Origin of the sequence: Niastella yeongjuensis (genome assembly GCF_900110245.1) — a bacterium.
In the GTDB taxonomy this organism is placed as follows: Bacteria; Bacteroidota; Bacteroidia; order Chitinophagales; family Chitinophagaceae; genus Niastella; species Niastella yeongjuensis.
Genome location: NZ_FOCZ01000006.1, coordinates 172,916 through 186,512, shown reverse-complemented (window position 1 = coordinate 186,512; position 13,597 = coordinate 172,916). Strand labels below are relative to the sequence as shown.

The following is a 13,597-nucleotide window of genomic DNA, read 5'->3' as shown; positions in this document are numbered from 1 at the left end:
GGGTTACGCGATGCGGAAAAATACCAGTTACCGGATGCCAGGCAAGACCTGTAAGGTCCGCCATCTGAGTTTTGAAAATCAGGTGGCTAATGCGGCCCTGACAGGTTTTGTTCCCTTCGCTTTAAACACGACCTGTCAGGTGCAAATCAACACACTGTTAAGGCAAGCTCAAACGATGCACCTGACAGGTCATTCTGGCAAATGCCTGTCATAAACTGATCATAATTACTTACTTTTGTTTCAATATAATGGATCAGTATGCAGGAGAACATCATTGACCTACAGCACGTAAATATCTATCAGGGAAATAACCTGGTTTTACAGGATGTGAACTTCAGGGTTCAAAAGGGTGAATTTGTGTACCTGGTTGGTAAAACCGGCACCGGCAAAAGCAGCCTGTTAAAAACCATGTATGGCGATCTTCGCCTCAAAGAAGGGGATGGCACCGTGGTTGGTTTTAACCTGCGTGATATGGACTGGAAAAAGGTACCGTTCCTGCGTCGTAACCTGGGGGTGGTTTTCCAGGATTTCCAACTGCTTACCGACCGTAATGTAAACGACAACCTGCGTTTTGTACTTCGGGCCACCGGCTGGAAGGACGAAAAGCTGATGGATGAAAAGATCATCGACGTACTGGATAAAGTTGGCCTGAAAGCCAAAGGGTTTAAAATGCCTTTTGAGTTAAGCGGCGGCGAACAACAACGTATCGATATTGCCCGCGCCCTGCTCAATTCGCCCAAACTGATTTTGGCCGATGAGCCCACCGGGAACCTCGATCCCGAAACTTCCGATGAGATCATGCAGCTGCTGTTTCATATCTCGCGCGATTACGGTACTGCCATCGTAATGGCTACCCACGATTACATCGTGATCAATAAATACCCAGCCCGTACGGTTCGTACCGAAAGAGGCCGGGTTATAGACAACGCTAAAATATCCATTGAATAAGACGCTGGGCGTTTTGCTTATTATCGAATGTGGAAAGCAGTAATGACTTCCGCAAACGGATTTCTTCTTCTGCAAACGGCTGCCGGTACAATTGTACAATCTGGCTTTTAAATGCCGTGGCATTCGTCCCGATATGACACGCCGGTTCCAACCCGGTGCTTTGCACGGTGGCTTCATTTACCAGGCAATGCCGGCCATTGAACAGTGCGTTCAATAATTTCAGCTTTACACCAGTTACGTTAAATGAGGGGAGGATGTTTATCTGCGCTTTCCCGATCATGTCCTGCATTTCCTGTTCAGACGGGTCGGCCACCACGCAGGCATTCTTTGTTTTGCCGGCAATACGTTGCAAGCGGGATGAAGGAGACTTACCGGCAATTACCAATGGGATCCGCAGGTCGTTAAACACTTTTTTCATTAACCAGATGGCTGCGGCCTCGTTTTCCGGCACGGAGAGGTTTCCATGGTACAAACAAAAACAACCCACGCCTTCGGGGGCCGAAATTTGTGTATAGGGCAAAAACACCGGCAGGGTAGCTACCTGTTTGGCGCCAAATTCCTTACGGTAAGTATTGGTGTCCTGATCACTCAGGGTGAGGATCAGACTTTTGTTGGCGATGCTTTCTTCATACCGTTTCAACAGCCTGCTTTCGTTCAGGTAATACATTTTATGGAACAGGGAGTTGCTGGAATGGAATAACTGTTTATAATACTTGTACTCTACATTGAACAGCCGTAAGATCATTTTGCGGTTGTTGAACCGCTCGTCGTGTAACAGGTACGTACACTGTACGCCTTCCAGTAAAATAGGATGACTGTCCTTTAATAACCGGTCTTCGAGAGTGGCATTGGTACGGGAAGAAACTATGTAGGGTAGTTTATGCGAAAAGCCTTTGTGGCCGCACTGGCGTGGATAGTAATTTACTTCCACGCAATATTGTTCCAGTTCGGACTGCTGTGGCCGTTTGTGTTCAAAACAATGTAAATGGATACGGATTCCCTGCTGATGCAGTGCTACCAGTTTATAGAACAGGTCAAAATAGCCACCATGATCAACCGGGTAGGGTACGTCGAAACAAATGATATGTAAGTGTTTTTCCACTGGCTAGAAAATATTTTTATAGAACGCTAATAACTTTTTTTCTTCCTGCTGCCAGTTGATGGCCTCGCGTGCCTGTAAGCAATTTTGTTGCAATTGGTAGTATAAATTTTTGTTATTCAATAGTTCATTTAACCGCCCGGCCAGTGATTCCGACCGCAGGTCACTAGTTAAAACAGCAATATTGTACTTATTGTTTATTTCTTTATAAGCCGGGTAATCCACACACAATTGTGGCAATGCGGCATGTATATAATCAAAGAACCGATTGCCGAGGGAATGGTAGTTATTCATGCCATTGTTTTCAAACAGCGTAACTCCCACCCAGGCCTGCCGGGTGTACTCCCTGAGTGCTGCCGGCAGTATCCGGCCTTTAAAGATCACTTTATCGGTTAGGCCATGTTCTTTTACCAGCTGCCGGGCTGTTTGCATAAAGTTTCCATCGCCACAGATCACCAGCCGGGCGTTTACGTATTTCATAGCCGGGATCAGCGTTTCAAAACTGCGGCCTTCATTTACGGCACCCTGGTATAATATGTATTTTTCCGGTTTATCGGGTATGGTAATGGGATGTAATACCGGTACGTTGCGCACCACTTCATATGATACCTGGTACATGCGGTAAAACTCTGCGGCTATCGCATCGTTTACGGTATATCCCTTTGTAAAATGGGGCACGGTAAACCGTTCTATCCATTTCCACATTTTATATACCCGCGGGCGGGTAACCACCTCCTTCATTTCGCAAAACAGCTCATGGGCATCATAAACGCGGGGAATGCGTTTTAGTTTGGAAATAAAATAAAAGGGGAGAATGGTATCGAGGTCGATGGCGCAAACGGCATCGGCTTTTTTAAACAATAAGTAAAAAAACAGGCGCAGGTTGTATTCGACGTAGCTCAATTTACCGGTGCGAAAAAAGCAGCTCAATCTTTTTTGCTGAAAAGGGCGGGGTACCAGGGCAGGGGAGGCCGACCAGCGCCGGCCTATGAGGGTTATGGCATAACCGGCTTCGGCCAGGGATGTACAGATACGGATCATCCTTTGGTCGTAGTTTAAGTCATTGGTTACCGCGAAAACAAGTTTCTTCATGGGTAGCTGGGGTATATGCCGTTCTAAGTCAATTAATTATATGAGTTACCGGTTGCCGGGTGCCAGTTACCGGGAAAACCCGTAATATTACACCCGGAAACCGGAAACTGGTAACCGGTAACGGTTGCGCGTCAAAAATAGTTCTTTTGGCAAAAAAAATTTCCCCATACTATCCACTCAATTAGAATTTATTATATACCTTTGCCGCCAAATTAAGAAGATAATTTTTGGATGTTTTTAAAAAAATTGAGATGCCTTATTTAACAAAAGAGAAGATTTCAAACGTATTTGCTCAATATGGTGGTGCTGCAACAAACACTGGCTCCACTGAAGGTCAAATTGCTTTGATTACAGAGCGTATCAACAGCATTTCTGCACACCTGCAACAAAACAAAAAGGATTTCTCTACTCACCGTGGTTTGATGCAAATGGTGGGTAAACGTAAACGCCTGCTCACTTACCTGAGCAAACACAACCTGCAGGGTTACCGTGCTTTAATTGAAAAACTTGGTATCAGAAAATAAGTGTATATTATAATAACAAACTATTCCCAACTGTTTTTTCGGTTGGGAATAGTTGTTTTTACTATACTTTTTCAGACCATGTTGCTTTAATAACCGGTTGCTGATTACCTTCCGCTTTAATTCCCACCTACTTGCGGATGTGATAGTGGCCACTAAACTACATTTTAGACTATGCTCTCTCAACCAATTAGCGTAACTTTTGATATAGGGGGCGGACGCGAGGTTTCTATTGAAACCGGCCGCCTGGCCCGTCAGGCCGACGGAGCCGTTACGGTTCGCCAGGGCAATTGTATTATCCTGGCTACTGTTGTTGCCAATAAAGAGCCCAAAGAAGGACAAAGTTTCTTCCCACTGGTAGTAGATTACAACGAAAAATTTGCGGCTGCAGGCCGTATCCCCGGTTCATTCTTCAAACGCGAAGGTAAACTGAGCGATTATGAAGTACTGGTTAGCCGGTTGATCGACCGTGCGTTGCGCCCATTGTTCCCTGAAGATTACCTGTGTGATGTTCAGGTACTTATAACGCTTGTTTCAAGCGATAAAGAAGTGATGCCCGATGCGCTGGCCTGTTTGGCCGCATCAGCAGCCCTGGCTGTTTCTGATGTTCCCATCAAGGAAATCATTTCTGAAGTTCGTATTGGCCGTGTTGATGGTCAATTTATCGTAAACCCCAGCCGTACAGAACTGGCTAAGGCCGATCTGGATTTCATCATTGGTGCTACCGACAAGAACCTGATGATGGTGGAAGGGGAAGCAGATGAGTGCAGTGAAGAAGACATGGTGAAAGCCCTGGAAATTGCACACGAAGCGATTCGCCTGCAAATTAAAGCGCAGGAAGAACTGCGTGCGAAAAAGGGTGTTGCCGGCAAACGCGATTACACCAAACCAGTGCAAAACCCCGAGCTGCAACAAAAAGTGGCTGATTTTGCAAAAGATAAAATTTACCAGATCTCCCGTTCTGCTTCTGCTAAACACGACCGGTCTGATGCCATCGATACGTTGAAAGACGAGTTGATCACCAGCCTGGGCGAAGAAGCCGAAGACGACGTGAAAAAACTGGCTAAAAAATATTTCGACGACCTGCAATGGGAAGTGGTGCGTAATATGATCCTTGACGATCGTATCCGCCTCGATGGCCGCCAGCTCGACCAGGTTCGTCCGTTGAACATGGAGATCGATATTCTTCCTTCTCCCCACGGTTCAGCCCTGTTCACCCGTGGTGAAACGCAATCACTGACAACCGTTACTTTAGGTACGCCTTTAGATGAGCTGCTGGTAGAAAGCGCTGCTGTTTCCGATTACACCAAATTCATTTTACACTATAACTTCCCTCCGTTCTCAACCGGGGAAGTGAAAATGATGCGTGCCCCAGGCCGCCGCGAAGTTGGTCACGGTAACCTGGCCATGCGTTCGCTGAAAAAGATGATGCCGGGCAACGAATATCCTTACACCGTACGTATTGTAAGTGATATCCTGGAGTCGAATGGTTCTTCATCGATGGCTACCGTTTGTGCCGGTTCACTGGCATTAATGGATGCAGGTGTGCCATTTCCTAAACACGTAGGTGGTGTGGCCATGGGTTTAATTACCCGCGGCTCTGATGGTAAATACGCCATCCTTACCGACATCCTCGGTGATGAAGATCACCTGGGCGATATGGACTTTAAAGTAACCGGTACCCGCGATGGTATTTGCGGTGTACAAATGGATATCAAAATAGACGGTTTGGCGATGAGCACTATGCGCGAAGCACTGGAGCAAGCCCGCAAAGGCCGTTTACACATTTTGGATGCGATGTATGAGTGTACCGCAGAAGCCCGTTCTGAGGTGAAACCACACGCTCCAAGAATGGAGAAACTGTTCATCGACAAAGAATTCATTGGCGCAGTGATCGGGCCCCAGGGTAAGATCATTCAGGAAATTCAACGCGAAACCGGTACTACCATCAACATCGAAGAAGTTGGTAACTATGGTGAGGTTAGCGTGTTTAGTCCGGCCAAAGAAGGTTTGGAAAAAGCCGTTGCCTGGATCAAAGGTATCGTTGCTGTGCCTGAAGTAGGTTCAGTATACGAAGCCACTGTTAAAGGCATCAAAGAATTCGGCGCATTCGTTGAATTCTTACCTGGCAAACAAGGTTTGTTGCACATCAGTGAAATCAGCTGGAAACGTTTGGAAACTATGGAAGGCGTGCTGAAAGAAGGCGATGTGGTAAAAGTAAAACTCATCGGTATCGATCACAAAACCGGTAAGTTTAAACTGAGCCGCAAGATCCTGATGCCAAAACCAGAAGGTAAGCGTCCGGAAAATCCAGCATAAGATTTTTTAGTTTATACTATTAAAAGAGGGTCTGTAGCTACAATTACAGACCCTCTTTTTTAGTTAACCAGTCAACTTTTTCAACTACATGCAGAACTATATTCATATCAAATTTCAACCGGTATCAAAAGAACAACAGGAAATACTGGTAGCTCAATTAAATGAACTGGGTTTTGAAGGATTTGAAGAAGGGTTTAATTATATCTCCGCATACATACCCGAAGACCAATACCACGAAACCGACACCTACAATTTAACAGCAGGCACCGATACCGTCATTACCAAAGAAGTGATTGCGCCCCGTAACTGGAATGCAGAATGGGAGCAGAACTTTCAACCCGTTATCATCGATGGTTTTTGCGGCATAAGGGCGCATTTTCATGAACCATTAAAAAATGTACAGCACGAAATAATCATTACGCCTAAAATGAGTTTCGGCACCGGGCACCATGCTACTACACATTTGATGATCCAAAACATGCAGCAGCTATCCTTTGCCGGTAAAAAAGTGCTTGACTTTGGAACGGGCACCGGAGTGCTGGCGATATTGGCAGAGAAACTGGGCGCCGCTTCTGTTACGGCCATCGACAACGATGAATGGAGTATCAATAATGCGCAGGAGAACATTGCGCTTAATCACTGTTCGAACATTGCGCTTTCCCAGGCAGATTACTTACAAATGTCAACAGAATTCGACATTATTTTAGCAAATATCAATAAACATGTGCTTATTGCAAATATGGCTGGAATTAAACAACATTTAACATTGGGCGGCGTTGTAATAATGAGTGGGCTTTTAGGCGGGGACAGACCCGATATCGAGAAGTCTGCAACAAACAATGGATTATCAGTTGTTGATTGTAAAATGAGAGGAGATTGGATGTGTTTACTGTTTAAAAAATAATAACCACAAGAACCTCATAGTTATCAATTAATTAACTTTTTTTCCATATTTTCGTCATCTAACTTTCAACCAACTATTCAATGAAAGAGGCTTTACTCATTGTAATAGCATATTTGATCGGCTCTATTCCAACAGCTGTTTGGGTTAGTAAAGCTTTTTTTGGAATCGATATCCGTGATTACGGCAGTGGAAATGCCGGTGCTACCAATACTTTTCGGGTCTTAGGCTCCAAATGGGGCACTTTTGTCATGATTATTGACATGCTTAAAGGAGTGGCCGCCACCAGTTTGTACATTTTACTTCCTCATTATATGGGTGCAGCAAGCGAATTGGAACGTACCAACTTTATGGTTGGATTAGGTCTGGCTGCCGTTCTGGGTCATATTTTCCCGATCTGGGCCGATTTCAGGGGTGGGAAAGGGGTTGCCACTTTGTTTGGAATGATCCTCGCCATTCAACCCGTAGTAGCGGTTTTATGTGTAGGCATTTTTCTGTTGGTATTGTATCTGACACGTTTTGTATCTCTTAGTTCTATATTAGCCAGTGTAGCTTTTGCTGTCTTCATTCTGGTTATCTTCAACGAAAAAGAACTTTTATACCGCGGTTTTGCCATTGCGGTAGCGCTGCTGGTATTGTTGACACACCAAAAGAACATCACCCGTTTATTACGCGGCAGTGAAAGCAAAGTTCCCATCTTAAAATATCGCGACCGTCGTAAAGAACGCAGAAGAAGACAATAAGCCTCCCCCCGGCTCCGCCAGCTGGCGGAAGGGGGAGAAATACCACCTCGCGAAATTTATTCAACTTAAAAATATTACTAGTAAAGGGCAGGGTTAATCTCTGCCCTTTGCTTCGCCCGCCGAAGCATTAGCGAAGGAGGGCCTATGTGGTAATTTATTCCCACATGTGTCTATTACTTAATTTGATGGTGATGCGTTCATTTTATAAGTTTGTTGCTCAGGTTGGTATAAGGATTGTTTAATTAAACTGAAGTAAACACCCAAGAAATGAAACAAGTCATGCACAAAGCAATTATGGCTGCTGTTGTGGCAACAGGAATAACATCCTGCTCCCAGAATGCGATCACGGGCAGGAGCCAATTGTCCCTTTACAATGAAACGGATATTCAATCAATGGCAGCCCAGCAATACACCCAGTTTTTAACTGAGAACAAGGTGGTAAGCACCAGCGCCAATAAAGATGCTGAAATGGTGCGCAGGGTAGGCACCAGGCTTACCAATGCCATCAATCAATATTATACCCAAAAAGGCCTTACACAGGAACTGGAAGGCTATAAATGGGAATACAACCTGGTTGACTCCAAAGAAGTAAACGCCTGGTGTATGCCCGGTGGTAAAATAGTAGTGTATACCGGTTTATTGCCTATTAGTCAGAACGAAGCCGCGCTGGCGGTGGTATTGGGCCATGAAATTGCGCACGCACTGGCGCACCACGGTAACGAGCGGATGAGCCAGCAGGCCGTGGCAGGTATAGGACAACAGGCTTTACAGGTGGCCATTGCCAATAAAAGCGCTGCTGCCCAGAACATCTTCATGAGCGCTTATGGGATTGGTTCAAACGTTGGTGCGTTGTTGCCTTTCTCCCGCAAACAGGAGCTGGAAGCCGACCATTATGGATTGATCTTTGCCGCCATGGCCGGTTATAACCCACAGGAAGCAATTCCTTTATGGGAAAGAATGAAGGCCGCTTCCGGTGGCGCTGCACCTCCACAGATCTTAAGTACCCACCCGGCAGAAGATACCCGTATTGAAAAGCTGAAGGAATTGATGCCTGAAGCAATGCAGTATTATAAGCCAGTGAAGTAGTAAATAGTTGATCAATGATATTTGGAAAGGCTGTCTCATTAGGGGCAGCCTTTTTCTGTTTTGGTGATGAAGTAAGAATCCCGTTAAAAGTCTGCGCACCCAATGATTTTGAAGTATTATTACGATAAGCTACCGTAATAACCGAACAAATGTGTATAACCAGTGCTGGCATTAACGATTTTTATGATCTCCATCGTAAAAGTGGCACATAGCTTGTTTTTATACTGCGTGTAAAAAGCACCCCATCTCCCTAAAAATGCTATTATGCGGTAGCGTGGTTAAGGCCAACCCACTCGCCATTTCCGGTTTCTTCCCACTCCGGTTGTTTAGTATAGCAGGACCGTGTTAAATCCACTACCTATTCGTGATTATTTCGTCACGAAAATATCTTTTCATTTAACCCGGATAAATATGCGAAAGAGAAAATTGCTTGTCCTGATTGCCGTGGGAATATTGTGGCACCTTAACCTAAAGGCACAAACTATTCTAGGTTTGGAATCTTATTTTGAAGAAGCTTACTGGCGGTACCCGAATGTGCCACGTGGGTTGCTGGAAGCTACGGCTTACGCGGCCTCACATTTTAAGAACCTGCAACCTTCGCCCAGCGACGTCGATAACAGTGCCGGTAAACCGCAACGCTATGGGCTGTTTGCCCTGATAGCAAATAACAACGGCCATTATAAAAACAACCTGCAGCTGGTTTGCAACAGCAGCGGCATCACACCTGATCAATACAATAAAGATGTTCGGTTACAGATACTGTCTGTTGCCAAATTCCTGAGCCGGGAAGCCAGTTTTAAACAACTGGATGGTCGCATCAGCGCAGAAGGATTTGCGGAGATGCTGAATAAACTGGCGGCTGTTCCCGATGATAGTACTGACAATAGTCACTATGCCCTGGCCCTGTTCAAATATGAGATATATGATCAGCTACAAAAGGGGATCAATACCCCTTCGCTGAAAAGAGCGCCGGTAAATGTACAAATGGACCAACTATTTCCGGCGCCTTTATTACAACAATTACAATCGGAAAAACATACGGCGGATGTTGAAAGGGGCATAAACTTCATCACCATCGAAAATGGCGTTTACCGCATTACCAATGTGAACAGTAATAAGGTAATGAACACGCGCGATTGTTCGGGTAAATCACTGGCTGTTGTAACGCAGGGCACCTGGGCCGGAAAGGCCTGTCAGCGCTGGCGTTTTGAGTACGCAGGTGATGGCTGGTACAAGATCACCAGCCTGGTAAGCGGTCGTGCACTGGAAGTACCCGGCGGATCAAAAGATAATGTGCAGCTGCTTTTAAAAACAGCCAAAGAAAACGATAACCAACTCTGGCGGTTACTCGAAGCAGGTAGTAATAAGGAATTACGGCTGGTAAACAAAGCGAGTGAGAAAGTGGTGGACGTGTTTGCCGGTTCGGCCAATAATGGGGCAGCTGTGCTGCAAACCGCCTGGACGGGCAAAAACCGCCAAAAGTGGCTATTAACGGCGGAAAACGAATCGGCAGGGGATGAGGCAAATCGTTTTAGGAAGGTGCAATGGTGAGTAGTGAGTAGTGAGTGGGTTTACTATTCTAATTGACCTCCGTCAATTAGCGGGATGCTTGTTTTAAGGATCCCCTCCCGGGAGGGGTAGGGGTGGGTTTACAAAGTTGAGCGCGCCCGCTATTATTTCGAATTCCAAAATTTCGTGAACCCACTCACTACTCACTACTCACCACTCACAAGAACTTTCCAATTGACGGAGGTCAATAAGAATAGTGAACCAACTCACTACTGACTACTCACTACTGACTACTCACTACTCACAGGATTTGTCACGCCGACACATATTCATAATCTACTATATCAAGTGGTGAAAGCCTTGCCCGGAGCTGGTTTAACAAAATTTTACTATATGCTTACAGGCTGATGCTTACTGGCTTATAATACAAAATGAACAAAACGTTGCATGATCGTTAAATAATTTTTTCCCACGTGCATATCTTTTCATAACTTTGCAATCCCGTCTATTTTTTATAACCTGAAAAGCTTATTACAAAAACCTTCGGCATGTCGCAAAATTTGTTAGAAAAGCTTCAATTAGCGGAAGAGAAAAACGTTTTGATTCAGGGTTTACCTTCCTCAATTGAGAAGCAATTTGTCAAATTATCGTTTGCCAAAAATGTAACACCACTGTTAAAAACCCGAAAGATCGACTTTGCATTGGTGTTTGCAGTAAACGAAAATCAGTTAAACGGTATTTTAAGGGATGTACTTCCCTGCCTCAAGGAAGGCGGTAAATTCTGGATTGCTTATCCAAAAAGCACATCCAAAATAGCTACTGACCTGAACAGAGGTTGCAGCTGGGATGGCGTAAGAAACGCCGGTTTTGATAGTTCTGAAGAAGTGGCTTTAGACCATGTATGGACCGCCGTTCGGTTCGACAAGGCTGTAGCTCAAGTTAAAGCTGGTGGCAGAAAAAGAGTGGTTACTGCTCCTGCCCCTGCAATGGTAGACTAATTTCCCGTGCATTATTTCAACAGCATGTAACTGTCTCATCACGACAGCTAATTTATTTAAATTATTAAACCCCGATAGGATCAACTCCTCATCGGGGTTTATTCGTTTGGGGGAGGCTGCAAGAGAAGATGCTCATTAGTTACTGCTTTTTAATTACAATGCCTGTCATCTTTGCCAGCTCTATCTCCATGTCTTTAATATGCATATGTGGCGGCAACAGCTCCAATAATCGTTCGTAGGTATTATTGGTTTCCAGGTCAGCCTGGTTTTGCTCCATCAGCTGTTTTATCTTTTTTAGTTTCAGGAACTGGATCGTGGAAATCACATCATCCTTAAAGCCTTTTTCTTCCTTCATTATGGCTTTGTGTTTGTATTCGATGTTCATATACTTCCTGAAACCTTGTTCCAATACAGAGAATACCTGTTTCTCGGCTTCCCAGTGCGCACTCAATTCGTACGGCGTGTTGAGAATAGACACCACCAAAGTACTCACATCATTTTCCTGAGAGAATACAAAATCTTTATCGGTAGGTTCGTGATTTTCGGCCAGCATATCGCGGTACATGTGCAGCACCTTCACCACCGTTTGGTTCTCGATCATTTCTTCCACAATATCCTGTTCCAGGATATATTGCGCAATCTTCTGGGTACGGTCCCATTCTTTGGCGCCATGTTCCAGCAGCACCCTGATCAATTGTTTTTCCTGTAATTCATCTTTGAAGATCAGGTTAAAGGTATCTTCACTGTAACCTGATTCTTCCCCACGCATGGCATTATCATCATAAAACTGTGTAGGATCGATGCCCTGGGCGGCAGCCTGTTTGGCTTCTTCCTTGGCCAGTTTTTCGCGAATGTGTTTGTTCACCAGGTTTACCAAACCACCTTCTTCAATCTTCAGTAATTCAGCGCATTGTTTTATGTAATCCTGCTGTTTGGTAAAATCTTCCAGCTTGTTGATTTTGGCAATCGTTTCAGCCACCTGGTTTACGAGGCCAGCTTTTTTGGCCGAGTCGTTGCCCACATCTTTCATTTGCACTTCCAGCTGGAACAGGATGAAGTCTTTTTTATTTTGGTCGATGAACTCGCGGAAAGCGGTGGCGCCTATTTTATTTACGTAGCTATCCGGGTCTTCTTTATCGGGGATCAGCACCAGTTTTACGTTCAGTCCTTCTTCCAGCGCCATATCCAAACCACGCAGCGCGGCTTTTACCCCGGCCGAATCACCATCGTAAATGATAGTCAGGTTTTTGGTGTATTTCTTTATAAGCCGCAGCTGGTCCATAGTTAAGGATGTACCGCCCGAGGCCACTACGTTCTCGATACCGGCCTGATGCAGGGACACCACATCGGTATACCCTTCCACCAGTAAACATTCATCGAATTTATCGATGGCCTGCCGGGCAAAATAAGTACCGTACAGGATCTTGCTTTTGATGTATACTTCGTTCTCCGGTGTATTGATGTACTTGGGCGCTTTGTCGTTTTTACCAATAATACGGGCGCCAAAACCGATCACCTTACCGGATTGGTTGTGCACGGGGAATATGATACGGCCGCGGTAGTTGTCGAACGGTTTTTCATCGCGCACCACTACCAGACCGCTTTTTTGTAAATACTCCAGGCTGTAATGTGCCGCCAGGGCGGTTTGTGAAAATGAATCGCGGGTGGCGAGGCAATAACCCAGCTGAAAGCGGTTCATGATCTCTTCACGAAAACCGCGTTCTTTCAAATAGCTTAAACCGATGGCCTGGCCTTCTTCGCTTTCCATCAGGTTCTGGGAAAAATATTTCTGGGCAAAACCATTCAGGATAAATAAGCTGTCGGCGGTTTGTTGTTGCGCCAGCCTTTCGGGGCTCATCTGTGTTTCTTCTACCTCAACATTGTATTTGGCGGCGAGCCAGCGCAATGCTTCCACATAAGAATATTTCTCATGCTCCATAATGAAGCTGATGGTATTGCCACTGCGGCCACAGCCAAAACATTTATAAATTTCCTTGGCGGGTGAAACGGTAAAGGAAGGTGATTTTTCGCCATGGAACGGACAAAGCCCCAGGTAGTTGGCGCCTCGTTTTTTTAATTTTATAAAGCTGCCTACGATTTCAATAATGTCTATGCGGCTAAGTATCTGCTGTATCGATTGCTGACTGATCATTGCGGCAAATTTAGAGAATTAACGGGAACCGTAAAGGCCTGTTGATAACAAGCAAGTAGATGACTTACAATTTTTTGTACATATTCGATTCAATCATAGACCTAACATTGATCACATATATAAAGCATTATTTATTAACGAAAGGTTTATAATTTTTATCTTATTTATCCTGTTTTTCCGACAAATGTTTCTTAAATTAGATTAACTACTCACAACGCACCACATTAAG

Annotated in this window: 11 protein-coding genes; 8 read left to right on the top strand and 3 right to left on the bottom strand. The window is 44.9% G+C overall.

Annotated elements, in window-relative coordinates:
- Positions 1 to 258 precede the first annotated feature (258 nt).
- Positions 259 to 948: a cell division ATP-binding protein FtsE gene (locus BMX95_RS17665; protein ID WP_081202714.1), complete on the top strand. Its 690-nt coding sequence runs from the start codon at positions 259 to 261 to the stop codon at positions 946 to 948.
- Here BMX95_RS17665 and BMX95_RS17660 read toward each other — a convergent pair.
- A complete protein-coding gene (locus BMX95_RS17660) occupies positions 929 to 2,050 on the bottom strand; it encodes a glycosyltransferase family protein (RefSeq protein ID WP_081202715.1) in 1,122 nt (373 codons plus the stop codon). The two genes, BMX95_RS17665 and BMX95_RS17660, sit on opposite strands and share 20 nt — an antisense overlap.
- Positions 2,051 to 2,053: 3 nt before the next feature.
- Complete coding sequence (locus BMX95_RS17655) at positions 2,054 to 3,139, bottom strand: glycosyltransferase (protein WP_242673197.1); 1,086 nt, start codon at positions 3,137 to 3,139, stop codon at positions 2,054 to 2,056.
- 227 nt (positions 3,140 to 3,366) lie between these two features.
- Between BMX95_RS17655 and rpsO the strand changes: the two genes are divergently transcribed.
- The 7 genes from rpsO to BMX95_RS17620 all read left to right on the top strand — a co-directional run bounded on the left by rpsO (position 3,367) and on the right by BMX95_RS17620 (position 11,216).
- A complete protein-coding gene (rpsO, locus tag BMX95_RS17650) occupies positions 3,367 to 3,663 on the top strand; it encodes a 30S ribosomal protein S15 (RefSeq protein WP_242673198.1) in 297 nt (98 codons plus the stop codon).
- A gap of 171 nt (positions 3,664 to 3,834) precedes the next feature.
- Complete coding sequence (gene pnp, locus BMX95_RS17645) at positions 3,835 to 5,979, top strand: polyribonucleotide nucleotidyltransferase (RefSeq protein ID WP_081202717.1); 2,145 nt, start codon at positions 3,835 to 3,837, stop codon at positions 5,977 to 5,979.
- 88 nt (positions 5,980 to 6,067) lie between these two features.
- Positions 6,068 to 6,883 (top strand): 50S ribosomal protein L11 methyltransferase, encoded by an 816-nt coding sequence (prmA, locus tag BMX95_RS17640; RefSeq protein ID WP_081202718.1) that lies wholly within the window; start codon positions 6,068 to 6,070, stop codon positions 6,881 to 6,883.
- Positions 6,884 to 6,963: 80 nt separating this feature from the next.
- Positions 6,964 to 7,623, top strand: a complete 660-nt coding sequence (gene plsY / locus BMX95_RS17635; protein ID WP_081202719.1) for a glycerol-3-phosphate 1-O-acyltransferase PlsY — start codon at positions 6,964 to 6,966, stop codon at positions 7,621 to 7,623.
- A gap of 267 nt (positions 7,624 to 7,890) precedes the next feature.
- The gene (locus BMX95_RS17630; protein ID WP_081202720.1) at positions 7,891 to 8,709 is read left to right on the top strand and encodes a M48 family metallopeptidase; all 819 of its coding nucleotides are present in this window, start codon (positions 7,891 to 7,893) and stop codon (positions 8,707 to 8,709) included.
- A gap of 411 nt (positions 8,710 to 9,120) precedes the next feature.
- On the top strand, positions 9,121 to 10,260 hold the full coding sequence (locus BMX95_RS17625) for an RICIN domain-containing protein (RefSeq protein ID WP_081202721.1): 1,140 nt from the start codon (positions 9,121 to 9,123) through the stop codon (positions 10,258 to 10,260).
- A 506-nt stretch (positions 10,261 to 10,766) separates the two neighbouring features.
- Positions 10,767 to 11,216 carry a hypothetical protein gene (locus tag BMX95_RS17620; protein ID WP_177193702.1) on the top strand — a complete coding sequence of 150 codons (450 nt, stop codon included), beginning with the start codon at positions 10,767 to 10,769 and terminating at the stop codon, positions 11,214 to 11,216.
- A gap of 139 nt (positions 11,217 to 11,355) precedes the next feature.
- Here the strand turns inward: BMX95_RS17620 and dnaG are convergent, their stop codons facing one another.
- Positions 11,356 to 13,368, bottom strand: a complete 2,013-nt coding sequence (gene dnaG / locus BMX95_RS17615) for a DNA primase (RefSeq protein ID WP_081202722.1) — start codon at positions 13,366 to 13,368, stop codon at positions 11,356 to 11,358.
- Between the last annotated feature and the right edge of the window lie 229 nt (positions 13,369 to 13,597).

Coding starts and splice junctions, on each gene's coding strand:
- BMX95_RS17665 (WP_081202714.1), top strand. CDS start 259: ATGCAGGAGAACATCATTGACCTACAGCACGTAAATATCTATCAGGGA.
- BMX95_RS17655 (WP_242673197.1), bottom strand. CDS start 3,139: ATGAAGAAACTTGTTTTCGCGGTAACCAATGACTTAAACTACGACCAA.
- pnp (WP_081202717.1), top strand. CDS start 3,835: ATGCTCTCTCAACCAATTAGCGTAACTTTTGATATAGGGGGCGGACGC.
- prmA (WP_081202718.1), top strand. CDS start 6,068: ATGCAGAACTATATTCATATCAAATTTCAACCGGTATCAAAAGAACAA.
- plsY (WP_081202719.1), top strand. CDS start 6,964: ATGAAAGAGGCTTTACTCATTGTAATAGCATATTTGATCGGCTCTATT.
- BMX95_RS17630 (WP_081202720.1), top strand. CDS start 7,891: ATGAAACAAGTCATGCACAAAGCAATTATGGCTGCTGTTGTGGCAACA.
- BMX95_RS17625 (WP_081202721.1), top strand. CDS start 9,121: ATGCGAAAGAGAAAATTGCTTGTCCTGATTGCCGTGGGAATATTGTGG.
- BMX95_RS17620 (WP_177193702.1), top strand. CDS start 10,767: ATGTCGCAAAATTTGTTAGAAAAGCTTCAATTAGCGGAAGAGAAAAAC.
- dnaG (WP_081202722.1), bottom strand. CDS start 13,368: ATGATCAGTCAGCAATCGATACAGCAGATACTTAGCCGCATAGACATT.